Annotated in this window: 19 protein-coding genes and 1 pseudogene; 14 read left to right on the top strand and 6 right to left on the bottom strand. The window is 32.0% G+C overall.

Going from position 1 to position 26,982, the window contains the following annotated elements; all coding sequences use genetic code 11:
* Positions 1-209: 209 nt before the first annotated feature.
* The 3 genes and pseudogenes from IPK18_02295 to IPK18_02305 form a co-directional block, all read right to left on the bottom strand.
* A pseudogene (locus IPK18_02295) lies at positions 210-1,119 on the bottom strand (ferrochelatase).
* Between the two features lie 2 nt (positions 1,120-1,121).
* Positions 1,122-2,378: a threonine ammonia-lyase gene (gene ilvA / locus IPK18_02300; protein QQR98382.1), complete on the bottom strand. Its 1,257-nt coding sequence runs from the start codon at positions 2,376-2,378 to the stop codon at positions 1,122-1,124.
* A 74-nt stretch (positions 2,379-2,452) separates the two neighbouring features.
* A complete protein-coding gene (locus IPK18_02305; protein ID QQR98383.1) occupies positions 2,453-3,514 on the bottom strand; it encodes an endonuclease/exonuclease/phosphatase family protein in 1,062 nt (353 codons plus the stop codon).
* 53 nt (positions 3,515-3,567) lie between these two features.
* On the opposite strand from IPK18_02305, the gene IPK18_02310 reads away from it, so the two are divergent.
* Both IPK18_02310 and IPK18_02315 read left to right on the top strand, forming a co-directional pair.
* Positions 3,568-4,395: a lysophospholipase gene (locus IPK18_02310; protein ID QQR98384.1), complete on the top strand. Its 828-nt coding sequence runs from the start codon at positions 3,568-3,570 to the stop codon at positions 4,393-4,395.
* Between the two features lie 6 nt (positions 4,396-4,401).
* Complete coding sequence (locus IPK18_02315; GenBank protein ID QQR98385.1) at positions 4,402-7,941, top strand: DEAD/DEAH box helicase family protein; 3,540 nt, start codon at positions 4,402-4,404, stop codon at positions 7,939-7,941.
* Positions 7,942-8,015: 74 nt separating this feature from the next.
* On the opposite strand, the gene IPK18_02320 is transcribed toward IPK18_02315, so the two are convergent.
* The 3 genes from IPK18_02320 to IPK18_02330 form a co-directional block, all read right to left on the bottom strand.
* Complete coding sequence (locus IPK18_02320) at positions 8,016-8,291, bottom strand: hypothetical protein (GenBank protein QQR98386.1); 276 nt, start codon at positions 8,289-8,291, stop codon at positions 8,016-8,018.
* Between the two features lies 1 nt (position 8,292).
* On the bottom strand, positions 8,293-8,949 hold the full coding sequence (locus IPK18_02325) for a hypothetical protein (GenBank protein QQR98387.1): 657 nt from the start codon (positions 8,947-8,949) through the stop codon (positions 8,293-8,295).
* Positions 8,950-9,167: 218 nt separating this feature from the next.
* On the bottom strand, positions 9,168-9,419 hold the full coding sequence (locus IPK18_02330) for a hypothetical protein (GenBank protein QQR98388.1): 252 nt from the start codon (positions 9,417-9,419) through the stop codon (positions 9,168-9,170).
* Between the two features lie 71 nt (positions 9,420-9,490).
* Here IPK18_02330 and IPK18_02335 point away from each other — a divergent pair, with 71 nt between their 5' ends.
* The 12 genes from IPK18_02335 to cadA all read left to right on the top strand — a co-directional run bounded on the left by IPK18_02335 (position 9,491) and on the right by cadA (position 25,945).
* Positions 9,491-10,708 (top strand): site-specific integrase, encoded by a 1,218-nt coding sequence (locus IPK18_02335; protein ID QQR98389.1) that lies wholly within the window; start codon positions 9,491-9,493, stop codon positions 10,706-10,708.
* A 69-nt stretch (positions 10,709-10,777) separates the two neighbouring features.
* Positions 10,778-11,308, top strand: coding sequence for a hypothetical protein (locus IPK18_02340; protein QQR98390.1), 531 nt, complete (start codon positions 10,778-10,780; stop codon positions 11,306-11,308).
* Between the two features lie 17 nt (positions 11,309-11,325).
* The gene (locus tag IPK18_02345) at positions 11,326-12,234 is read left to right on the top strand and encodes a hypothetical protein (GenBank protein ID QQR98391.1); all 909 of its coding nucleotides are present in this window, start codon (positions 11,326-11,328) and stop codon (positions 12,232-12,234) included.
* A gap of 126 nt (positions 12,235-12,360) precedes the next feature.
* On the top strand, positions 12,361-12,639 hold the full coding sequence (locus IPK18_02350) for a helix-turn-helix domain-containing protein (protein QQR98392.1): 279 nt from the start codon (positions 12,361-12,363) through the stop codon (positions 12,637-12,639).
* A 49-nt stretch (positions 12,640-12,688) separates the two neighbouring features.
* Positions 12,689-14,605, top strand: a complete 1,917-nt coding sequence (locus tag IPK18_02355; protein QQR98393.1) for an AAA family ATPase — start codon at positions 12,689-12,691, stop codon at positions 14,603-14,605.
* 121 nt (positions 14,606-14,726) lie between these two features.
* The gene (locus IPK18_02360) at positions 14,727-15,017 is read left to right on the top strand and encodes a helix-turn-helix domain-containing protein (GenBank protein QQR98394.1); all 291 of its coding nucleotides are present in this window, start codon (positions 14,727-14,729) and stop codon (positions 15,015-15,017) included.
* 10 nt (positions 15,018-15,027) lie between these two features.
* On the top strand, positions 15,028-17,070 hold the full coding sequence (locus tag IPK18_02365; GenBank protein ID QQR98395.1) for a hypothetical protein: 2,043 nt from the start codon (positions 15,028-15,030) through the stop codon (positions 17,068-17,070).
* Positions 17,071-17,151: 81 nt separating this feature from the next.
* Positions 17,152-17,463: a hypothetical protein gene (locus tag IPK18_02370; GenBank protein QQR98396.1), complete on the top strand. Its 312-nt coding sequence runs from the start codon at positions 17,152-17,154 to the stop codon at positions 17,461-17,463.
* Between the two features lie 154 nt (positions 17,464-17,617).
* Entirely contained in the window at positions 17,618-21,982 is a 4,365-nt protein-coding gene (locus tag IPK18_02375) for a CusA/CzcA family heavy metal efflux RND transporter (protein QQR98397.1), read from the top strand.
* Between the two features lie 8 nt (positions 21,983-21,990).
* A complete protein-coding gene (locus IPK18_02380) occupies positions 21,991-23,280 on the top strand; it encodes an efflux RND transporter periplasmic adaptor subunit (protein QQR98398.1) in 1,290 nt (429 codons plus the stop codon).
* An 8-nt stretch (positions 23,281-23,288) separates the two neighbouring features.
* Positions 23,289-23,963 (top strand): isoprenylcysteine carboxylmethyltransferase family protein, encoded by a 675-nt coding sequence (locus IPK18_02385; protein ID QQR99283.1) that lies wholly within the window; start codon positions 23,289-23,291, stop codon positions 23,961-23,963.
* Positions 23,897-25,945: a cadmium-translocating P-type ATPase gene (cadA, locus tag IPK18_02390; GenBank protein ID QQR98399.1), complete on the top strand. Its 2,049-nt coding sequence runs from the start codon at positions 23,897-23,899 to the stop codon at positions 25,943-25,945. The genes IPK18_02385 and cadA overlap by 67 nt, the downstream gene beginning before the upstream one ends.
* Positions 25,946-26,982 lie beyond the last annotated feature (1,037 nt).

Genomic DNA, 26,982 nt, shown 5'->3' on the forward strand with positions numbered 1-26,982 from the left:
GGTTCTTTGGTTTTGCGTCTGTTACAAATCCTTTTAGAATAGTTGATTGAGCAAATGACTCTAGGAAACTTACAAGGATTAAAGAAATAAGTAATAAATTTTTGTTCATTTTGTAGTATTAAAACAAAAAACTTGCCAAAGACAAATATATTGTTTTACAACGTATTATATTATTTTTTTTAGTTATTATAATGTTACAAAACAACTAATTATGCTTGTTGCACTATTTCGCTTACAGCATCTACCCAAGTATCATTACTATTTAAACTTGGTACAAGTTGTAAAACTTCGCCACCATGTTCTTGGAATAATTCTAAGTATTCTTCTGTTATTTCATAAAGTGTTTCTAAGCAATCTGCAACAAATGCTGGCGACAACACCAATATTTTCTTTTTTCCTGATTTTGCTAGTTGTGGTAAAACTTCTACTGTGTATGGCTCTAACCAAACTTCTTTGCCCAATCTTGATTGAAATGATGTGCTATATTTTGATTTATCTATGTTTAGCTTTTCAGTTATTAATTTGGTTGTAGCATAGCATTGCGCTTTATAGCAATTTTGGTTTATTTCATTAATTACAATACAACAATCATCTTTTTGTAAGCAATGTTTTTTGGTGATGTCAGCATTTTTTAAATGTCTTGCGGGCAAACCATGGTAACTAAATAAGATATGGTCATAAGCATCTAAATCAAATGCAGCTAAGTTTTCTACAAACGATTGTATAAATTTTGGGTGACTATAAAAATGATTGATGTACGTAAGCTTTGGTAGCGATAGCCACGTATTGGTTATCTCTTGTACTTTTTGAATAACTGAGCCATTGCAAGCAGAAGAATATTGTGGAAATAAAGGCAATACAATAATTTCTGATACATTTTTTTGTCTAAGATTTTCAAGTGCTTTTTCTAAACTTGGATTTTGATAGCGCATTGCCATTTCTACTATTTTTGTATCTAGCTGGAACAATAATTCCTCTAACTAAAAGATTACGTTTTAACCAAGAAAAATCTATTACTCTTTTGTCTAATAGAAATTCAATTAAATACTTATAGACATCACTATTGGATGCTGAGTCTGGTGTGCCTAAATTGACAAGTAAAATACCTTTTTGATTCATTATTATATTAAAAAATTAAATAAAATAGGATTATTATTTATCGTAGTAAAATCAATATTATATTTTCTCATTCTATCTAATAAACCATCGTAATCTTCTTTATTTTTAAGTTCTATTCCAACCAACGCTGGTCCACTTTCTTTGCTATTTTTTTTAGTATATTCAAATAGTGTTATATCATCATCTGGCCCTAAAACTTTATTTACAAACTGTTTTAACGCACCAGAACGTTGTGGAAATTTTATCATGAAATAATGCTTCAAACCTTCGTATATCAATGATCTTTCTTTCATTTCTGGCATTCTTTCAATGTCATTGTTTCCACCACTTACAATACAAACAATATTTTTTCCCTTTAGTTCAAAATCTACAAAATCTAATGCTGAAATGGCTAATGTACCTGCTGGTTCTGCTACAATTGCATCTCTGTTGTATAGTTTTAATATCTGCGTACAGATTCTTCCTTCTGGAATTAAAACCATTTTATCAATATTGTTTTTGCATATCTCAAACGTTAGATGTCCAACTTGTTTTACTGCTGCGCCATCAACAAAATTATCTATTTGTTTGAGTTCTACCAGTTTGTTTTGTTCCAATGATTGTTGCATTGCTGGTGCACCCAAAGGCTCCACACCTATTATTTTTGTTTTTGGAGAATATTTTTTGAAATATGTAATTATTCCAGAAATTAAACCACCACCACCAATTGGAATAAAAATATAATCAAGTTTCTTTTTTCCTAATTGTTCTAATATTTCTAAGCCTACTGTTCCTTGTCCTTCAATGATAAGTGCATCATCAAATGGTGGAACAAATATTTTATCTTCTTTTTGTGCATATTTCTGAGCTGCATGTTTTGCGTCATCATAAGTATCGCCATATAGTTCTATTTCAATATATTCTTTACCTAATCTTTGTACAGAATTTACTTTTTGCTTAGGCGTAGTTTGTGGCATAAATACAACTCCTTTTATCTTTAATATTGCACATGATAATGCAAAACCTTGTGCATGATTGCCAGCACTTGCACATACTACACCATTCTTTCTTTGTTTAGAGTTTAGTTTTGAAATAAAATTATAGGCACCTCTAATTTTATAAGATCTAACTTTTTGTAGGTCTTCTCTTTTAAGATAAATATTTGCTTGATAAAGTTCTGAAAGATTAATATTCAGTTGTAAAGGAGTTTTTTCAACAATGTTTTCTAGTACTTTGCTTGCTTCTTCAATTCCTTCTGTTTTTGGTAGCCTTGTTTGCATAAGAGTAAATAATGAACAATATTACAAAAAACAAAGAATATAGAAGTAAAAATAAGTATTACAAAATTGCAAATCTATTGTAGTGAGCAAACCATACGTACTGGTTGGTGATCTGAATATGAGAAATCTACATCAATTCCTTGCACATTTATGAGTGAAACATTAGGCGATAATAAATAAAAGTCAATAACAGTTGTATATGTTTTATTTGATTCGTAAGGTTTATCTACTTTTCTATTTGTTGGTGTTTTTCCATCAAATGCCCAAGTCCAGTTTTTTGGTAAATATGAATTTGGAATTTCCATTTCTTCGTAGCCACTATTTTTATCTTTTGGTGTGTATCCTGGTGGAATTTGATTCCAATCGCCACCAACAATTACATAGTTTCCAGCATTGTATTCATCAACTAAATATTTTTTAAAATATTCCATTTCTTGTTTTTTTAGTGTACCACCATCATAAGCTGAATTATGTGTGTTGATTACAATAAGGTTTTTTCCATTTTTTAGTTTGAAAGTATGTTTTACAAAACATCTATCTAAAAAGAATAATCCTTTTGGAAATGAAAAATTTGATGGAAATTGATATCTGATTGGTGTATTTTCTAATTTATAAGGAAAAAATGTTGCAATGCCACCTAAAACGCCACCCATTGGATTTGTAATTGGAATTGGAACATATCTTACTTGATAGTTTTTTCCAAAAACTGCATTAAAATCAAGCATTTCTTTTATACCTTGTAGTTGATTTTGTCCCCAACTTCTTCTTGAGTCAACATCAACTTCTTGCAATAAAATAAAATCTGCATCTTGTTTCCATTTTAAAATAGTTTCTTTTACGCCAGCATAATTTTTGTTTACCAAATCTCTAGTTGAACGCACCATTTTTCCACCATCATAAAAGAAATCAGACTCAGCTCCTAAACCACAATAGCCAATATTCCAATCATAAAAAACCAAAGTATCTTTAGTAATACTGCTTATTTCGTTGTCTGTTTTTAATATTTCAGCATCAGATTCTGGTTTTGGTCTGTAATCTGTTATCCAAGCATATAGAATTGCCAATACAACATAGGCACCAAATGCAACCGCAGATATTAGCAATAATTTAATTAAAAACATAAATCTTTTTTTCATCTACAAAAAATTAGTAGTTTTATCTTCTAAAAATAGTAAAAATAATTAATATAATGAGTACAAAAGAAATAAATTGGACAACAAGTGATGGTATTTCTATTTATGGTAAAGTATGGAATACTACAGAAACACCCAAATATGTAATCTGTTTAGTACATGGAATGGGTGAACACATCAATAGATATGAGCATGTGGCTCATTTTTTCAACAAAAATAATATTGCAGTTTTTGGATATGACCAACGTGGACATGGTAAATCTGGTGGACAACGTGGACATTTCCCAAGTTTTGATATCTTCTTAGATGATGTGACATTGTTCATACAACAAGTAGATAAAGAATTTCCAAATATAAAAAAAATATTAATGGGACACAGTATGGGTGGAAATGTAATAGGTAATTATTTAATAAAGAGAAATCAAAATTTTAGTGGTGCTATATTTTCTTCTCCATATTTAGAATTAGCATTTACTCCACCAGCTATAAAACTAAGCTTAGGGAAATTAATGAAAGGTTTGTTGCCATCATTAGCATTGCCAAGTGGTTTAGACGCAAGTGCAATATCAAGAGATAAAACTGTAGTAGATAATTATCTTAAAGACAAACTAGTTCATGATAAAATTTCTGCGATAATGGGTGTTGAAATGATAGAAACAGGAAAAGATGTTATTAATCAAGCCAACAAAATAAAAATTCCAGTTTTAGTTTATCATGGAACTGCTGATAGACTCACATCACATGATGGTAGCCAGAAATTTGCCAAAAACGTTGGCAGTAATGCAACATTTATTAGTTATGATGGTTTGTATCACGAAACTCATAACGAACCAGAAAAGGATAAAGTATTTGAAAATATTATTCTCTGGATTGATAAACTATAATATTCTATGCCTAATAATGAATTTCTAAAAAAACTTTTAGTAAAGCTAAAAAGTGGCGATGCACGTTCTATACATTTGAATGCTTTACCATCGAACTTAGGTAGAATTGATATTTTTGATTTTGTAAATCTACATCAAAGTTTGCACCTACAATTTTTACAACAACTATTTACGCAACCAAAGTTTAGTTTTAATATTTCAGTTGACTCATCTTTATTGGCTAATAAAAATGATGACGAGAAAAAAGTTATCCAACAATTGATTAAAAAATTTAATCATCTTTATTTTCAAGATGAAGAAAATGAACAAGAGCATGGCTATCATTCATTTGGATTTGGCTATCCATTGTTGGTAAAAAGAGACAACACCAATAAAGACAAAATTATTAAAGCACCATTGTTTATTTGGTACTTAAAGATTGAGAAAGATTTAAGAAAAACCAATTCTTGGAATATTTCTAGAGATGAAGATTTGCCTGTAGTATTAAATCCAGTATTGATTTCTTATTTGCAGAGCAATGAAAATATTTCATTTAAGGAACTAGAAATTATGCTTGATGATGAAATGATTTCGGAAAAAGAACTCTTAGATGCTACACAAATTATTACAGAAAAATTAGGCAACAAACAACCTTTAGATAATTTTGTAGCAACTATTTTGCCATGTACCAACAAAGAATCTATTGAATTACTTACAAAAGACAATGCGTGGATACGATTTTCTGGTGTGTTTGGATTATATAAAACAATCAAACAAAGTATCATCAATGATGTTGAGCAATTGGTAGAAAGCAATACGATTGCAACATTGCACCAAGCAAACCATGAGTGTACTTACACTGATGTAATTGCAGCAAATGAATTAGATGATACACAAGAAGCAATTTTGTTTGCACTAAATAAAAATCAAAAAATTATTATTCAAGGACCACCAGGAACTGGAAAAAGTCAAACACTTACTGCAATTATTGCTAATACATTGTTGAATGAAAAGAAAGTATTAGTGGTTTGTGAAAAGAAAACAGCATTAGAAGTTTTACAACAAAATCTTAGTAAAATAAATTTGGCAGAACTTAGTGTATTGATAGAAGATGTACACGCTGACAGAAGAATAATTGTAGAGAAAGTTAGAGATTACATAGAAACAAAATCAACGCAAGAACTACGATTTAGACAACACGAATATGAGCAAACAAAAAATAAATTTAATGAAAATAGAAGCATCATTAATAATGCAATTGATGCTACCTATCCTGTAATTTTTGGTGATGACAATTGGATAGATTTATTATTATCTGTGAGTGAAACACAACAAAAAATAGATGTCTATAAAGCAAATAATATCCAACAACAAATTAAAAATGCTTTATTTCAATTTAATTATGATGAATACATTGCATTAAGAAATGTTGTACAAAATGCTAAAGATTTGTATCAAAAATGCAATAATTATACATCTTTCCAAAGCATAGACAATGAAGTAATTCAAAAATTTGATGCACCTTCAATTGAAAATGCAATAACTGAATATAATAAAGCATCTGATGAAATTATTGCAAACATCAACCAAAATAAAAACAATAAATATTATAATACACTCAGTGGCTGGTTGAGTTTTGTGTATAAGATTTTTGCCATATTTTCAAGCAACATCAGGCAACAAAGAGAAGCACAACAACATGATTTAAAACTAATCAATGATTTTATTTCAAAGTGGAATGCTTTACCATTGTTTGATTGTAGCTTTCAACAAGCAACTAATGTAGTACAAGAATTTGAACCGTCAATACACAATTGGAAACAGAAATTTCAAGCAATTTATAATAATACTACATATTTTAAAGAATACTATCAATATCAAAAATTTGTTTTAAACCAAAATGAAAACTCTAAACATATAATTCAAGTTTTAGAAAGTGCACAGTTGGATAATTGGTCTGAATATTATAATTATTGGTATCGTCACCAAATAATTAGCAACTACGCTTTTGAAAATAATATTCATCAACTCAATGCACAAAATATATCAGCATTGAAAATACATGATGAAGATGCAAAGAAAGTAATACCACAAAAAATTCAACATCTATGGGAAACAAAAAGGCAAAATTTAATTGCAAATAAAGACATCACCAATCTAAAATACTTATACAATCTTAGAAAGAACAAACAATTTGAATCTAAGAATACATTGAGAAAAGTAGTACAAGATGATATCGATTTTTTCACCACTTTTTTCCCAGTTATTTTTACCAATCCTAGTGTGTGTACTTCAATATTTCCTGCACAAGCAATTTTCGATATTATTATTTTAGATGAAGCATCGCAATTAAAAATTGAGGAAACATACAGTAGCTTATTGCGTGGAAAACAACATGTGATTTCTGGCGATAAACATCAAATGCCACCAAGTAATTTCTTTGGCAGCACACCAATTTTCTGGACAGAAGAAAGCGAAACAGAAAGCACAGACTTCTTAGCAGATAGCCAATCTTTATTAGAGTTTGCAGATGATGCTGGCTACAAAAATCATTACATAGATTTTCACTATCGTTCAAAACATCCAGATTTAATACAGTTTTCAAACCATGCATTTTATGAGTCAAGGTTGATTCCAATGCCAGCTTCCAAAAACTATCAAGCAATAGAATATTATGCTATAGAAGGAATTTATGAAAAAGGCACTAACCAATTAGAAGCACAAGCTGTAGTAGATTTTATTTTTACATTAGATATAGCTGCAGCTGTACCAAGCGTAGGTATTGGAACTTTTAATATTTTTCAAAGAGATTTAATTTTAGATTTAATCTATGAGAAAGCAGCAGAAAATACAAGCCATAATCAACAATTAGAAACATTGCTAGCAAAAGGATTGTTTGTCAAAAATCTTGAAAACATACAAGGTGATGAACGTGATATTTTAATACTATCAACAACATTTGGAAAAAATAAAGAAGGGAAATTTAGACAATTATTCGGACCACTATCACAAGAAAAAGGTTACAAATTATTGAATGTAATTATCACAAGAGCAAAAGAGAAACTCATCATTTTTACATCAATACCTAATGACAACATACAACAGTACCACGATGAAATAAGCACAAAAGGCAACACAGGAAAAGGCATACTGTATGCTTATTTAGCTTATGCAAGACAAGTTTCTGCAAACAACGAGCAGCAAAAGAACTTTATCTTAAATCAATTACAAAAAAATACAAAAAGCAATACATCAACTACAAATCATATTCAATACGTTGAGCATATCTATCAAACATTACACAATAAATTCGGAAACAATATCGCTAGAAATTTTTCATTAGGTGGCATACAACTTTCATTAATACTCAAAAAAGACGAACAAATTGTTGCCTACTTAAATCTTGTAGATGTTGATGTTTTGCCTAAAGAAAGCAATTATAGAAAGCACATACACTTAGAAAACATACTCAACAATTACAATATAAAAACGATTGTCATCACAAGCTATGAATGGCAAACAGCACAAGAAAAAATAATAAATGAAATTGAAAAGTATCTAAAATAAGATTATATATTATGAAACGACCACCAAAAATACAACGTTGTGCAACTGCCACCGATGTTGTGCGTTCGTTCATTTTATTTCGTTTCTTCTTTTAATAATATTTCAAGTCCTTCGTCAGCAACATCTACTACGTGAATTTTATTTTCCTCTGTGTAAAATTCTTTGTATTCGTCTATAAGTTCGTTTAGGTCTATTTTATTTTCTCTAATTGCGTTCAAAATTTCAAGTTTTTTGTCCATTGTTGTTTGATTGTACTCGCTTGAATTTGGGTCAAATAAAGTTCTCAAAGTTCTATGTTTCCATAAACTTCCTTTTCCAAATATTTTGTCTAATTTCTGTTGATAGTGCATATTAATTTAGTCCGTTTGTAAACCCAAACATATCAATAATTTTTGCTTTTGGGTAAGTTATGTTTGTCTTTTCACCTGTTAAAAAATCAGTTGTAAAAGTTTCGTTGGCAAGTTTGTCTATTGTCATTTGGTTGTTGTCGTAAAATTCTTTTAGACAATTAAGTGAGTTATTGTTCACAACAGTAAAGCCACATTTGTTATTAAATATTTCGTTGAAAGTTTTACAGAAATATTTGTCATAAGCAGGTATAAAACCAAAAACTCCTAATAAAATTTTCGTTGTCAAAGTCAAATGTGTATTATTTTCAATTATTACATTTTCTTTGGTCTTTTTGTAAATTTCAATGATTTTAGAATTGGTTTCAATAGAATATTTATCAACGTCAATAAGCCAAATATCTTTGTCAAGTGTTGAATAAAATTCAATTAATTTTTGAAAGTGTTTTGCACTCTTTTGAAGTAAAAAACTTGAACCTCTTAACATTCCCCAACTTGCTAAATAAAATCCCAAAACCAAACAACTTTTTTCAATGTCTTTGGTTAGGTCGTTAGTGTTTTTGAAATAGTTATAGCAATAGTCAAATGAAGTGTATCGGTCAGTTGCGGCTGCTTTGCTTTTAAACTCGTCAATATGTATTTCTAAATTTTCAATTTTCACGGTGTTAGTTTTGAATGACGCACAACGTGCATGGATTTGCGAAGTTACGAACTGCAAACGAAGTTTGCAAGTGAAGTAATTTTGCAAATCCGTTGATGTGTTGAAGGTCGAGCGTAGCGAGCCTAAACGCATCATCGGATGTAATCCGCGACGATGTGCAAAAGGCGAAGCGTAGCGAAGACTTTTGCACATCGGACAGGGCTTGGCGAAGGCGGGGGCTAAAAAGCACTTCCGCCAAACCCTGCACAAAATTTATTTAATAGCACTACCGTATAAAGTAGCACTTTCGCCCCCGCTTTTCGCCAAACCCGTGTTAGCGTAAATAACAAACCTTGTGTAATTAAATTCTTTGAAATGCCTATTAATAAAGGATTTATGAAAATATCTACTGCAAAATAAAGCAAATAAAAGCACACAAAATATTGATTTGTTGTACTAATTGTTGTACCTTTGTATCGTAATTCTTCCATTTGCATAGCCCAATAATTCAAGGCGAAATTTGCGAAGATGCTACAATGATTAACTATTAAAGTTTCAAGATATGGCAAGCGTAAAACTAATTTTAAGACAGCACCAAACAGACAAGGCAGGGCATAGTCCTTTGTATTTACGAGTTATCAAAGACCGTAAAACTAAATTCATTACTACCAGTGTAAAGCTATTACCAAACGAATGGGATGAAGCTAAACAGAAAGTAAAAAAGAACCACCCCAATAGTGCCAGGATTAATGCTTTTCTATCTCAACAGGTAGCCGATGCAGAAGGGCAAGTAGCAGACCTTGAAAGAAAGAAAAAATCTGTATCAGCCAAGAAGTTAAAAGAAGCTATCAAAGGAAAAGACAGCACTAATTTTTTTACTTATGCTTATGACCGTTGCGAAAAAATCAAAAGTACATTGGCTTTAAGAACCTATATGAATTACAAAAGGTACACAGAGAAGTTTGAAAAATTTGCAGGTACTAAAGAATTGTATTTTGATGATATTACAGTAACAATGCTCAAAGATTATGTCAATTATTGTAGTACAACTCTAAACAATGGCAATACCTCTGTAAGATATTCTATTATGATTTTGGCTATAATGTTCAAAGAGGCAATCCGAGAAGAAATAATACCTGCTAATGTGTACCCATTTTTAAGTATCAAATTACGAAAAGATAAGGGCAAAAGAATATACCTAAATGCAGACCAGTTACAGCGTTTCCAAGACCTTAAAATTACTTCTGAGGGCAAAGCTGAACTAAGCAGAGATAAGTTTGTATTCTCTGTATTTGGTGGTGGTTTAAGATTTGGCGATGTTATGGAGCTTCAATGGAAACATTTTGACGAAGAAAATAAGAAGATAAATAAAACCATTCGTAAAACAGGCAGACAGCATAGTTTCAAATTAGGCGAAACAGCTTTGAATATTTTGAAGAAATACAGAACACCACTAACCAAGCCAGATGATTTTGTTTTCAATATGATTAAAGATAGAGAAAGGTATTTAGCAGATGTAAATTATAAATATACCGAAACAGAAAGAAATGGACACATTGCAAATTTTCATTTAAGAAACATTGGTAAAGAGTTAGGTATTCCATTCAATGTAAGTTTTCACATTAGCCGTCATACTTTTGCTACTACAGCTCTAAACAATGGAATGAGAATTGAACACGTCAGTAAGTTAATGGATCATACCGACATTGGTACTACACAAATTTATGCAAAAATCATTAGTGAAGAATTAGACAAAGCCGTTGACCAGTATATTAAATAAGTAGTCTAAATTCTAAATAGTCTAAAAAGTATGGATATAATGGTAAATTTGCATTTTGATTTTTAGTAAATGAAATTAGATTTAAGCATATATCAAAGTATTTTATTTTACGATTTACGGCCTTGGCTTGACAACAACAAGGACGACAATCGTTTTAGAGCAAAATTAACGCCTAATTTCAAAAACCCTGCTCAATCTTCAATAGACTTTGATAATGCTATAAATAAAGCCCTAATTGATTATAAAAGCACATTAAACGAAGAAGATTACCTATTTGAATTAGCAGACGACCAAGTGCAATTTAACGGAGTTGTAGATGAAATTTTATATCCACTAATTGAAGTTATTACAGATGAACCTACAAACAACAAAGCTACATTTTACTATTATCTAATCAAGAACGAAGCCACACGACTAATAAACAACCTCTATAAATTCTCATACTTAAAAATTAGTGAGAGTGAAAAAAAGAATGTGTTTATAGTGGCTATCAAAGGCATTAATTCGCTTATCCAAAGAACCGAACAGCAAAAATACAAGTTTCCAAATATGGAAACCACAACCAAGACCCCAACAATGCTTTTATACTTCACTTTTTAGGTATTACACTTATTCGTTTGCATTTAGAAGTAAAAGAATTGTTTGAAAAATATGTTACAGGAAATGTATATGATGAAGCAGGTATTTACAGCACTATCATAAAGAAAAAACAACCCACAGAAAGCCATATAAAAGACACTGTAGGGCTTAATCACTTCAAGGTTACTGCATATATCAACCAACCAAAAAACAAGAAAGAAACTACCTTAGAATGGATTTTATACACCTTAGAAACCTACGCTAAATACTTTGAAACCGACACCACCAGTAAGGAGGTAGCCAAAAGAAAAAAAATATTATTAGAAGACTTACAAGCATTAGAAAACTTATACTTTTTACAACACTATAAAATCAAGTTTGAAAATACTAACTATACCAATTTATTAGATGCAGAGTTATTAGAACCTATATTTAACGATACTTTCCAAGAAATTACAGAAGCAGTAGAAGTACCAACCATAGCCAGTAAAAAATTAGTAGTTATCAATAAGGAGCTTCAAAAATTGGACTTCCTAAAATACGATATTGATATAGAAAATATAGCTTACCTACAATCCATTCCAAGATTATTACAAGATGCTTTAATAGGTCTAAAATCTTTTGTCAATGCCAATTTAAGTATTGATTTTTCTAAGATAACCGAACCAAAAACCAATCCACTCAAAACAGGGCTTACTGTTCCTCAAATTGCTTTCCTATTTAAGATACTTTCAGAGCATAACGACATTGGTATAGAAACAAAAACTAAGACAGAACTATACAATTTTATTTCTCAAAATTTTGCTACTAAAAAATCTACAGAAAAAGGAATTAGTATCAAAAAATTAGCTGAATATTTCAACGAACCTGACCCAGATGCACAAGCATTTTGGTACGGAATTATAGCTAATTGGTTTACCGATAAGAAGAAATTCAACAAATTTTAATCCTCTTAAACCCTTTATAGTCAAGGGTTTTGCTTAGGGTGGTATCACCCTATGCCACCTCTTTTACTGCACTTCCATTCACATTTTTGCATTGCAATTACGCAATAACATTAAATATTTTAAGCAATGGAAGTAATAACAATCCAATCAGAAGCATTCCAAGAATTAGTTAAGAAAATGGACGAAATCCAAACCAAACTAACAGCTAAGGAAAAAGAACCAAAAGAAATTTGGTTAGACAATCAAGAGTTCATTCAATTACTCAAAATCTCAAAACGAACTGCACAGCATTACCGAGATACAGGGATGATTTCTTTCTCACAAGTAGGTAGCAAAATTTACTATCGTATGAACGATGTAGAGGAACTATTGAAAAAGCATTACAACAAAGCATTTAAGAAATAAGCAACCTTAAACACTTTGATTTTTTAACAAATTAAAAAGCAGTAGAAAAATGTCTAGAGAAATAAAAGATTATCCTTTAGTGTCATTATACAAAACGGTAATGGACACCACAGCATTTGAGCAAAATCCAGTATTACAAGTATTATTCAAAATCAATAATGGTACTTACAGGCATTTAGTTGACCCAGCTACCAAAGCATACCAAGAGGGCAAAGCTGATGTATATGCAGAACTCAAAAAGAAAATTCCTTCATTCATTATTTCAGGCACTTATGAGGGTGGCAGAAAAGCCGAAAACCTAAAAGACTATTCAGGATATATCATTTTGGATATAGACAAATTGCCTAAAGATGAAATCAAAAACTACAAACAAAAAATTGCAGAAGTACCATTTACATTTGCTTGTTTCATTAGTCCTTCAGGTGTTGGCTTAAAAATTATTATCAAAATAAGTTCCAATCCTACAGAGCATTTACAAGCATTCAACCAACTAAAAGCAATTTACGAAAAGGCAACAGGTGTAGAAATTGATAAGTCAGGCAAGGATATAAACCGACTATGTTTTTTCAGTTGCGATAGTAATATTGTAATCAATTACGAAGCCCAAAAATACTTAGTACAGCACGAAGAAGTAAAGCAAACAACTATTGCACCAGTGCCACAGTTTACACAAGGTACAGACGACCTAAGTATTTTTCAAAAATGTGTAGAGCTTACCAATAACAAAATGGCTTATGTAGAGGGCAATAGAAACAATTATGTAAATCTATTAGCCAATAATTGCAATCGTAATGGCTTATCCGAATTGTCAGCAACTCAGTACATAAATTCACATTACAATTACAACGATGCAGAAGTAAGCCAAACAATCAAAAGTGCCTACCATAGCCATACAGCAGAACACGGTAAATTTTCCAAGCAATCTACGCCAGTAGTACCAATCAAAGATTTTTCAAAAACAGGTGCAGTTCCACTAAAACAACTCATTCACAGAGCCAATACCGAACCTGATACACCTTTTATTTGGAGTGGCATTAAGGAAAATTCCTTTGGTTTTATTTTTGGACCTTCCAAAAGTGGTAAAACTACCATTTGCGAAAACTTGGCTATGGCATTGGTGGCAGGGCTTACAGAGTTTATGGGTCAATCCATTACCAAAGGTGATTACAAAGTGTTTTTTCTATCCTTAGAGGAGTATTGGAAGCCAAGAAGCCAACGAAACGCCAAACAAACGCAATACCTTATAGAGCATATTGGTAATGATAATTGGTTAGATAATTATTCAGCAAATGATGATACTGTTCCTCGTCAAATTTCAAGTGAAGAAGAATGGCTATTATTAGAAACATTAATCAAAAAAAATGGTGCAAATTTCGTAATTATAGACAGTTTAAGCCGACTTTACGAAGGTGGTATAGAAGATAGTGGATTAGCTAAAAAAGTGGCTCTAAGGCTACGAGAATTATGCAATAGGTTAAAAATTACCCTCATTATCATACACCATACACCCAAACAAATTGGCAGACCCATTACAATAGATAGTTTGGCAGGTAGTCGTATGTTAGCACAGGAAGCCGATTTTATGATAGGCGTAGGCAAAAGCCCAGAGGGTAAGCGTTATATCAAAGATGTTGCATTTCGTTACAAGCAAGAAGATAGCGAAAATGTAATGACCTTTGATATAAACAGCTATCAATATGCAGTAGAGGGCATTCAATTACCTGAAACCGTTTTACTCAAAGAAACAGACGGCAGAGAGGACAGCACCAATGCAGATGCTATTTTAGAATACATTGACGAGAAATCTAAATCACAAATAGGTGGTTGCTATTTGAAAGACCTTACAGAGCATTTTGTTACAGGCAAAATAATTTCAAGAGCTACTTTGTTCAACTGCCTTGAAAAACTTCAAAAAGACGGCAAAATATCCAAGCCCTCAAAAGGACAGTACAAGTCCACCCAATAATAACCCCTTACTTTTTACTTAGACTACTTAGACTACTCAAAGTTTTGCACTTCATTACTTTGATTTGCTTTTTATTGCTTACATTTGCCTAAATTTGACAAGTTAAAAAAAGCAAATCAAAATGTTTAATCAATTCGGTTCTAAAGTTCGGCAATTAAGAGAAGCTAATAATTTGCTATTAAGGCAGGTAGCACCTTTTATTGATATAGATACACCACACCTCAGTAAAATAGAACGAGGCGAAAGAGTATTAAGAAAAGAGAGTGTACCCACTTTAGCCAAAATATTAAAGACTGATGAAGATGAGTTAATGACCCTATGGCTTGCCGACCAAATGTATAATGTGATAGATGGAGAGCCATTAGCAAACGAAGCAATTAAACAACTTACTAAAAATATCAAAAAGCCCTAATTTATTGTATATGGCAGAACAAAACTTAATATTAAATATCCTAAATTTTTCACACCCAGTACAAACAGTAGAGTGTTCTTTTCAATTGGCAAAAGCCGATGGCTTTTACCCTGTTAAAGTCAGTAGCTTACCAGTCAATATTGAAGACCTCTTTAATAAAGAAGAATTAGAAAATGTAGAGTATGCTTATACTAATTTCAAGGCAGAAGATAATATATCAGTTCCAGTAAAAGTTGATTTAGAAAAGAGTAAACGATTTTCTAAATTGTACTACACATATATTCTTTATAACTATTTCATAAACATTGCAGATGCCATAAAAACAAACTTCATTAGTGATATTTCATTATGGTTTTTGGATGCCAAAAAAATAAACAAAGACTTTGATACCTACACAGTGTACACTATCAAAGTACAAATAGCAAGAGCCACCAAACTACCTGAATTAGTTATTTCTTACGATGGCAAGTCAAGAGTATGTAAGCAAAGTAGAGAACAAATACATTGCGATGAAGAAATATTTTCTTCATTCTTATATAATAAGCGAATCTATTACAAAGACAATTTACCAGAGGAAGCAGGGTATCATTTAGATAAACAATTTCCTAAAATCAATTTCTTTTTATCCAAATTCTTAGGGCTTCAAACCACACCTGACAAACCAAGCAATAAATACAGTGCTTATTTTTTAGAGGTATCAGCATTTTACGATAAGTACATAAATACAGCAGAGTTCAAAGCAGTAGTACCCATTACCTCAAATGGTTTTATTACAATAGATACAGACAAAATAAAACAAACTACAGAGAATAGTAATTTAATGCAGTTTGGTCAAAATCATACCAACATTATGCCACATTATGGCTTAGGGGTTGGAGGTCCTTATGAGCTTTCACCTCATAAAAATATTAAATTCATTTTCTTATTTCATAAAGAGGATAACACCTTTGCTAATACAGTATTCCAATGGTTTGAAGGCAAAAAAGACGGCTTCAAAGGGCTTAAAAATTATATCAAATTAAATTACAGCATTGATAAAGAGAACAGCATAATATTTGAAAATAAAGAAAACCCTATTGAAGAAATAAGACAGCAATTAACAGAAAAATCCTTTGCAGACGATGTAAGATACTTAGCCGTTTATTTATCCCCCATTTCTAAAGCCGAGATAGACGAAGAAAAACATAAAATTTATTACCAAGTAAAAGAAGAATTATTAAACTATCGTATCACTTCACAGGTTATTGATAGGGATAAAATAAACAATTCAGCTTTCAAGTATTACTTGCCAAATATTGCTATCGCAATATTGGCTAAACTAAACGGTGTACCGTGGCGTTTACAGCGTAATCTATCCAATGAATTAATAGTAGGTGTAGGAGCTTTCAAAAATGCCGAAATAGGAAGTAGATATATAGGCAGTGCCTTTTGTTTTTCAAACAATGGCCACTTTAGAGGTTTTGAGTGCCACCCAGCTACCGATACTTTTATGTTAGCAGGAGATATAGGCAAAGCAGTTCGTAAATTCAAAAATGATAATGCAGATGTAAAACGCCTTATTATTCATTTCTACAAATCAATGAGCAGAAAAGAATTAGAACCAATAGAAAAAGAGTTAGACGAATTAAATTTAGATATTCCAATAATCATAGTTTCTATAAACAAAACAGAGAGCAAAGATTTTGTAGTATTTGATACCAACAGCACCCATACAATGCCTATAAGTGGTACATTTATTAAAACAGGTTGGAATGAATATCTATTATGCAACAATACAAGATATGGTTTATCAGCTACCGAAAAAATAGAAAGTTATCCATTTCCAATTAAGCTAAAACTAAAAGCTACAGACGAAACAATTTTAGATGATAGCAAAACCACAAAGGCAATAGTTGACCAAGTATATCAATTCAGTCGTATGTATTGGAAAAGTGTAAAGCAACAAAACATACCAGTAACAATCCTCTACCCAGAAATGGTTGCAGAAATATTCCCACATTTTGAAATACAAGAACTAAAGCAATTTGGCAAGGATAATTTGTGGTTTTTGTAGTTTTTGTATGAAAAGTTTTTAATACACAATTTTTCGTTTTTTTTACTTATCTTTGTCCAAATGAAATTATTTGCATTCTTTATGGCTATCTACATTTTGGTACTCAGTGCAGTACCTTGTAGCGATGTGCATAACGATTGCAACGATAAAAAAACAAAAACAGAACTTACCCAAAACCACGACCACCAACAAGACCAAGACGACAATTGCACCCCTTTCTGCACCTGTGCTTGTTGTAGTGCTTCGGTTATTGCAGTAGATTTTGCACCTTTTAAGTTAAAAAACCCTACGGTTTTTCATATCTCAGAGAAAGTAAGTCTTCGTAACTTTACTTTCATATCCAATTTCTTTGGCTCTATTTGGCAACCCCCAAAATTAATGGTTAATTGTTAGTGATTAACGATTAAGACATTCCATTAATCTTCACATTTTTTTGCTCATTTGCATTTAGCAAATAGTATCGTTAATCATTATTGTTTACTCATTATGGTATAATGGCATTTAGGTCATTAAACATTCACAATTAATCATTAATAATTAAATAAAAGTGTTAGATAAAATAATAAAATTCAGTATAAAAAACAAAATTGTCATTGGTATAATGACTTTGTTACTCATTCTTTGGGGTGTTTGGAGTGCCACCAAACTACCCATTGATGCCGTACCCGATATTACCAATAATCAGGTACAAATATTTACAACTTGCCCCACATTGGCAGGGCAAGAAGTAGAGCAATTGGTTACTTTTCCTATTGAACAAAGCATTGCCAATATTCCCAACATTGAAGAAGTCCGAAGTATTTCTCGTTTTGGATTATCGGTTATTACAGTAGTGTTCAAAGACGAAGTAGATATATACTTTGCGAGGCAACTCATAAACGAAAAAATAAAAGAAGCCGAAGAAAAAATCCCTAAAGGAATAGGTACACCAGAGCTTGCACCAGTAAGTACAGGACTTGGCGAAGTGTATCAATACATTATACACCCCAAAAAAGGCAGTGAGCATAAATACAATGCGAAAGATTTGCGTACTATGCAAGATTGGATTGTAGCAAGGCAACTCAATGGCACACCCGGTATTGCCGAGGTCAATAGTTTTGGTGGCGAACTTAAACAGTACGAAGTATCTGTAAATCCCAATCGCCTTAAAGCAATGGGTATAAGCATTCCAGATATTTTTAACGCCTTAGAAAAAAACAATCAAAACACAGGCGGTGCATACATAGACAAAAAACCAAATGCCTATTTTATTCGGGGCATTGGTTTGGTTACTTCTATAGAAGATGTACAAAATATTGCAGTTAAAAACACAGGAGGTATTCCCATATTTATAAAAGATGTTGCCGAAGTTCGTTTTGGCAATGCTGTACGCTATGGTGCATTAACCTTTAATGGTGAAGTAGATGCCGTAGGTGGTGTAGTAATGATGCTAAAAGGAGAAAATAGTAATGAAGTGGTAAATCGTATAAAAGAGAAACTACCTACTATTCAAAAATCACTACCTGATGATATTGTAATAGAACCTTATTTGGACAGAACCGATTTAGTAAAAAGAGCCATAAGCACAGTAGAAAAAAATTTAATAGAAGGAGCTTTAATTGTAATATTTGTTTTAGTTCTCTTTTTAGGCAATTTTAGAGCAGGTCTAATAGTCGCTTCTGCTATTCCTTTATCTATGTTGTTTGCATTAGGATTAATGAATGTATTTGGTGTAAGTGCCAATCTAATGAGTTTAGGTGCAATAGATTTTGGTTTAATAGTAGATGGAGCAGTAATTATTGTAGAAGCCACTTTACACCATTTAGGATTACGAAAATCAATCAACAGACTTACTCAGTCCGAAATGGATGATGAAGTATTTGTATCTGCTTCCAAAATTCGTAGCAGTGCAGCTTTTGGAGAAATTATAATACTAATTGTATATATCCCAATTCTAACATTAATAGGCATAGAGGGCAAAATGTTTCGCCCTATGGCTCAAACGGTGGGCTTTGCCATTTTGGGAGCATTAATTTTATCGCTTACTTATATTCCTATGATGTGTGCTTTATTCTTACCTAAGTTGATAAGCCACAAAAAGAATTTTAGCGATAAAATGATGGATTTTTTTCAAGGCATTTATCAACCTTTATTACAAAAAGCCATACAAATAAAATATTGGTTAGTAGGTGGCACGGTAGCATTGTTCGTTGTTTCATTAATTGTGTTTAGTCGTATGGGAGGCGAATTTATTCCCACTCTTGCCGAAGGCGACTTTGCTTTTCATTGTATTCTACCACAAGGTAGTTCGTTGAGCCAAAGTATTGAAACTTCTATGCAAGCTTCAAGAATTATCAAGCAATTTGATGAGGTAAAAATGGTAGTAGGTAAAACAGGAAGTGCTGAAGTACCAACTGACCCTATGCCACCCGAAGCCACTGATATGATGATAATTCTGAAACCACAAAAGGAATGGAAAAAAGATAAATCGTATAATGAGTTGGCAGATGAAATAATGGAAAAATTAGAAGCCATACCAGGTATATTTTTTGAAAAAAACCAACCCATACAAATGCGATTTAATGAATTGATGACAGGCATTAGGCAAGATGTAGCAGTAAAAATATTTGGCGAAAATATGGATACTTTATCTGCCTATGCCAATAAAGTAAATCAAGTAATTTTATCTGTACAAGGAGCAACAGCCCCACAGGTAGAACGAGTAAGTGGTTTGCCTCAAATAAATGTAGAGTATGACAGATTAAGATTAGCAAATTATGGTTTAACTGTAGAAGATGTAAACGACATAGTTAGCACAGCTTTTGCAGGTAAAAGTACAGGCGTAGTTTTTGAAAATGAAAGAAAATTTGATTTAGTAGTTAGGTTAGATAGCACTTACAGAAGCAGTATAGACGATGTAAATAATTTAATGATACCTACCAATACAGGTAGTCAAATTCCACTTTCACAGGTTGCCAATATCAATTTCAAAGTAGGTCCAGCACAAATAAGCCGTGAAGCAGGTAAGCGTAGAATAGTAATTGGCTTTAATGTAAAAGGAAGAGATGTACAAAGTGTAGTAAATGAAATTCAGCAAAAATTAGCAACACAAATAAAATTGCCTTCGGGTTATTATTTTACTTATGGTGGTACTTTTGAAAACCTACAAAAAGCCAGTAAAAGATTAATGATTGCCGTACCCATTTCACTATTATTAATTTTTATGTTACTCTATTTTACATTCCGTAGTTTCAAGCAAGCCAGTTTAATTTTCACTGCAATACCAATGAGTGCCATAGGTGGCGTATTTGCATTATTGCTTCGTGGTATGCCATTTAGCATTAGTGCAGGTATTGGATTTATTGCTTTGTTTGGAGTAGCAGTATTAAATGGCATTGTTTTAATAGGCACATTCAACCAATTAGAAAAAGAAGGATGGGCTAATATTTTAGATAGAGTTATTGAGGGTACAAAAATTAGATTAAGACCAGTTTTAATGACTGCCACCGTTGCCTCATTAGGTTTTTTACCAATGGCATTAAGTAGCAGTGCAGGTGCAGAAGTACAAAAGCCATTAGCTACTGTTGTAATCGGTGGGTTAATAACAGCCACATTCCTTACGCTATTTGTATTACCATTATTGTATATCATTTTTAATACTAAAATTTCACTAAAGAGAAAACCCAAAATGAAACATATAACAACAGCAACAACAATACTATTATTAATGTTTGCTATAAATACAAATGCTCAAACTGTTAAGCAACTTACGATAGACGAAGCAATTAATTTGGCAATTCAAAGCAACCAATCAATAAAGGCAAGTGGTATAGATATTCAAGCTACTGAAAGTTTGAAAAAAACAGCCAATGAATTACCCAAATTAGATTTTAATACACAGCTTGGGCAATACAATAGCATTAAGTTTGACAATGCTTTTCAGCTTTCGCAAACAATACCTTTTCCTACTTTGTTTGGAGCAAAAAAAGAACTGATAAATGCTGAAGTAAAAGCAAAGCAAATACAACAACTGCTGTCTATTTACGAAATCAAAAATCAGGTTCGTAGTTTATATTATCAAATTGAGTATTTACAACACAACAAGCAAATATTACAAAGTTTAGATAGCTTATACAACGAGTTTATACGAGTTGCTAAATTGAGATATAAAACAGGTGATACCAAGAAAATTGAAATTAGCACAGCCGAAACCAAAAAGGGTGAGATAAATTTATTAGCACAGCAAAACCAAGTGTATTTACAAAATGCGTATCAAAGTTTACAAACTGTAATAGGCATAAAAGATAGTATTGTAATTCCTTCAAATAATACATATACGCCTTTACAAGTAAATAGTTTAATAGATACCAATGCCATTGCAAACCACCCAATGCTACAAGCTATTTATCAAAATATGCAAATAGCAGAACAAACCAAAAAAGTAGAAAAAGCAGAAGGATTGCCTGATTTCAAAATTGGATATTCTAATCAATCTTTAATAGGCATACAAACTATAAATGGAGTAGATAAATACTTTGGTGCAGGGAATAGATTTAATGTAGTAAATATTGGAATTGTAATACCACTAACTTTTGGAGCTACCAAAGCAAAAATCAATAGTTTAGAATATAAAAAACAAAGTTTACTTATACAAGCAGAGTATCAAACCAAATTACTTAATACACAACTGCAAAATGCCTTAGCACAATATGAGCAAGATGTACAGCAATACAATTACTATAAAATACAAGCATTACCCAATGCTGATGATATTGTAAAAGCTGCACAATTAGGCTATCGCACAGGCGATATAAGTTATGTAGAGTATTTGTATGCTTTGCAAACAGCAACGGATATTCAATTAAAATATTTGCAATCCATACAACAAATCAATCAATCAGTAGTCAATATCAATTCAATAATCAATAAATAGTTCAAAATATGTCATTCAATATAAATATTAAAATAAGTGCTGTAGTCATACTATCTATGATACTCACAGCTTGCCACAATCACAAAGAGGGCGATGGCCATAATCACGGCACAACCGAAACAAAAACCGAAGCCAAAACAGAAGAACACCACGAAGAAGTGCCAAGTAACATTGCTTCATTAACAGACGAACAAATAAAAACAGTGGGCATTACTTATGGCACTGTAGAAATGAAAGAACTAACAGCTACTATAAAAGCCAATGGCAATCTTAAAGTGCCCAACAACAATAAAGGCAATGCAACTTCATTGTACGGTGGCGTAATCAAATCCTTAAATGTTCAAATTGGTTCTTATGTTCGTAAAGGGCAAGTAATAGCTACTATTGCCAATCCACAATTTATTCAATTACAAGAAGAATATTTAACCATAGCCAGTAAAATTACTTTTGCAGAGCAAGAATTAGCACGGCAAAAAGAACTTAACGAGGGAAATGCAGGTGCAAAGAAAAACTTACAAAGTGCCGATGCTGAATTAAAAACATTAAGAACTCGTAGAGCTTCATTACAACAGCAAATTCAATTAATGGGTATCAATCCTAACAATGTTTCAAACAGTAATTTACAATCTGCTTTAGTGGTTACAAGTCCTATAGGTGGTACAGTTAGTAATGTATTTGCTAAAATTGGTAGCTATGTAGATGTGTCTTCGCCAGTAGCAGAAATTGTAGATAACGGCTCTTTACATTTAGATTTGAATGTATTTGAAAAAGATTTGCCAATGCTAAAAGTTGGGCAAACCATTCATTTTACATTAACTAATAACCCAACTACTGAATACGATGCAGTTGTATATAGTATAGGTACTGCCTTTGAAAACGACAGCAAAACCATACCTGTACATTGCAATGTAAAAGGCAATAAATCAGGGTTGATTGATGGAATGAACATAACAGGTATTGTTAGCTTAAATAATGTAACAACACCAGCAGTGCCTACAGATGCTATTGTAGAAGCCGATGGCAAATTTTATATTTTTATCGTAACCAACAAAGAGCCAGAAGAACACCACGAAGAAGGAGAAGAAGGACAAGACCATAGCGAAGCAGAAAAAGGCAAGGAAACAGAACCTAAAAAACACACTAATTTTGAAAAAATAGAGGTGGCAAAAGGTGTTTCCAATATGGGTTATACTTCTATTACATTCATTAATGAAATACCAAAGGATGCTAAAGTAGTATCAAAAGGTGCTTTCTTTATCAATGCAAAATTATCAAACACAGGAGGACACGAACATTAAAATATAAAATTATGAATTGGTTAAAAATTTATTTACCTATTTACTTACTACTTTATTTATCAGTAGCATTTCTAATTCCAACTTATCGTACCTATAAGAAAACAGGTATAAATCCAATTACATTTGGCAAAGCTGATAATGCACACGATTATATTGGATTGATAATGAAAATACTCATTTGTCTTTTATTTGGTACAGTCTTATTGTTTTCATTTTCACAAAGCCTTTATTATTACCTAAGTCCCATTCTTTATTTGGAAGATCCATTAATTCTAATTATAGGTATTGTAATAATTCACATTTCTTTAGTTTGGATATGTATAGCTCAATATCAAATGAGTGATAGTTGGCGTATTGGTATAGATGAAATCAATAAAACTGAATTAATTACAAAAGGCATTTTTTCAATAAGTAGAAATCCTATTTTTTTAGGAATGATTGTAAGTGTATTGGGCTTATTTTTTGTAATTCCAAATGCGTTAATGTTTTGCTTAACGATTACCACTTACATAGTCATTCAAATTCAAATTAGGTTAGAAGAACAGTTTTTACAAAAGCAACACGGTCAAGTTTATATCAATTACAAAACAAAAAACAAGAAGATTAATATAATATTATGCAACACATTCATAAATACGATGCACAAGGCAAACAACTTTGTTGCACACAAGAAGAAAAAATAAATCTTATTGCCAATAAGCAATTAAAAAAAGAACATAAAGAAGTAGGTTGCTGTGCAACAGATGAACCCAAGCATAGCGAACATTCAGACGATGACGGACACGACCATTCAAGTGATAGCGATAGCACTTTCAAAATGTTTTTACCAGCCATAATAAGTTTGGTTTTGTTACTCATAGCCATTGCATTTGATAATTGGTTTCCTCAATCTTGGTTTACAGGTTGGGTTCGTATTATTTGGTATATAGTAGCTTATGCACCAGTGGGCTTACCAGTATTGAAAGAAGCCATTCAAAGCATAGGCAAAGGAGAAGTATTTTCAGAATTTTTATTAATGAGCATAGCTACAATTGGAGCATTTGCTATAGGCGAATACCCAGAAGCAGTTGCTGTGATGTTGTTCTATGCAGTAGGCGAAGTATTTCAAACATTAGCAGTAAAAAGAGCCAAAGCCAATATCAAAACCTTGCTTGACCAAAGACCTGATGAAGTAACTATTTTAGAAAACAATCAACCTAAAACAATAAAAGCAGAAACAGTACAAATAGGTAATATTATACAACTTAAAGCAGGAGAAAAATTAGGTTTAGATGGAGAATTATTAACCGACAATGCTTCCTTTAACACAGCAGCACTTACAGGCGAAAGCAAACCAGACACCAAAGCAAAAGGCGAAACCGTGTTAGCAGGAATGATAAACCTAAACACCGTAGCACAAGTAAAAGTTACTACTGCTTATACCGATAGTAAGTTAAGTAAAATTTTAGAATTAGTACAGAACGCCACAGCACAAAAAGCACCAACCGAATTATTTATTAGAAAATTCGCAAAAATATATACACCAATAGTTGTACTTCTTGCTTTACTCATTACAGTACTACCTTACTTCTTTGTAGAAAATTATATTTTTAGTCAATGGCTTTACAGAGCTTTAGTTTTCTTGGTTATCTCTTGTCCTTGTGCATTGGTTATCAGTATTCCATTAGGTTATTTTGGTGGCATAGGTGCAGCTTCTAAAAATGGAATATTATTTAAAGGCAGTAACTTTTTAGACATTATTGCTAACATTCAAAATGTAGTAATGGATAAAACAGGGACAATGACAGAAGGTGTTTTCAAGGTTCAAGAAGTAATATTAAAACCCGAATTTAATAAAACGGAAATACTACAATTAGTAAATGCCCTAGAAAGCCAAAGTACCCACCCAGTTGCTACTGCTATTCATAACTATGTAGGAAATGTTGATAGCAATATTAAATTAGAAAATGTAGAAGAAATATCAGGTCACGGACTAAAAGCAACAATCAATAACAAAGAAATATTAGTAGGTAACTTAAAGCTAATGGATAAATTCAATATTACTTATGATATTGACCCAACTACAATAGTTTATACTTTAATTGCCATAGCATACGATAAAAAATTTGTAGGCTACTTAACCATTGCTGACAGCATAAAAGAAGATGCACAAATTACCATTGATAAATTAAAAGCATTCAATGTGAAAACCACAATGTTAAGTGGCGATAAATCAAGTGTAGTACAATTTGTAGCCAACAAATTAGGTATTACCAATTCATTTGGCGATTTATTGCCAGAAGACAAAGTAAATAAAGTAAAAGAACTCAAAGCAAAAAATGAAACAGTTTGTTTTGTTGGCGATGGCGTAAACGATGCACCAGTTGTGGCATTAAGCGATGTAGGTATTGCAATGGGTGGTTTAGGTAGTGATGCTACTATAGAAACAGCCGATGTAGTAATACAAGACGATAAGCCAAGTAAAATACCGATGGCAATAAATATAGGCAAACAAACTAAAAAAATTGTTTGGCAAAATATCATTTTAGCATTTACTGTAAAAGCAATCGTTTTGATATTAGGTGCAGGTGGTTTAGCCACTATGTGGGAAGCAGTTTTTGCAGATGTAGGCGTAGCATTATTAGCTATATTAAATGCAGTAAGAATACAAAGAATGAAATTTTAACCCCCAAGCCAACGCACAAAAAAATACGGCTTAGGGCTTTGCCAAATCACAGAGCCAACACACAAAGCCCTCTAAGGTATTGCAGTCAGTTTTTAACTGTCATATTTTTTGTGGCTATGCTATCAAAGCACTTGGCACATTGCCTGTTCCATTTCATTCCACAGCCAAAGAGCCAAGCAAACCCACAGCATAGCTACAAAAAAACGCTTCGTTCCAACCACCACCACCACTTCGCTTATGCCAGTATAAAAACTGCCTGAAGCTAAATAACATAATGTGGCATTATAGTACATTTTTCCAACGCTTATAGACGACTATGCCAACGCAAAAAATGTCCTATAATAACATTATGTTAAATAGCCAATACCTTAGCACCCTTGCATTAAAAAGGGTAGAAGTTATTTTTCATAGGTTCTTTTTAATGCAAGTGTGAAGCCGTATTTTTTACCTACGCTTCACCCCCCAAATGAAGCGAAGCAAATTCACGAATACCATTGAAAAAATAAAAATGCAATGAGTAAAGCCACACACCCCAACCACCCTTTCAAAGGTGTAGAAAAAAATAAAGCATTTTCTATTGATGCCAATGTGCTAAATAAAGTGTTCATTTATTGCATTTCATTTCGTTTCGGCAGGCTATCGCAAATTTGCCTTCACTTCATTGCACTACATAAATTTCACACATTATTTTTAGCACCCCACAGCAAGAGTATTTCGTACCTCATACACTTGCTTTTAACCTACGCCACTACTATTGGTATGCTTTATTTTTTCTACGACATATTACCCCCAAGCCAACGCTTCTAAAATATCATTTTCATTTTTGAAATAAGTAAGTAGAAATAAAATTTAGAGATAAAATTAGTTTCCAAAGAAAAAAAATCACAGGAATAAAAAGGAAAGCAAAGTTAGGTGGTGGGCTAATAAAAAAGCAAAAAGACTACGGCATAATAAAAAGGAAAAAAAAGCTACGCTATCTATTTTTTTTCCTTTTTAGCCTTCGGCACTTATTCCGTTTCCTTTTGGCTTTTTTGCCT

Source organism: Sphingobacteriales bacterium (assembly GCA_016699615.1).
In the GTDB taxonomy this organism is placed as follows: Bacteria; Bacteroidota; Bacteroidia; order Chitinophagales; family JADIYW01; genus JADJSS01.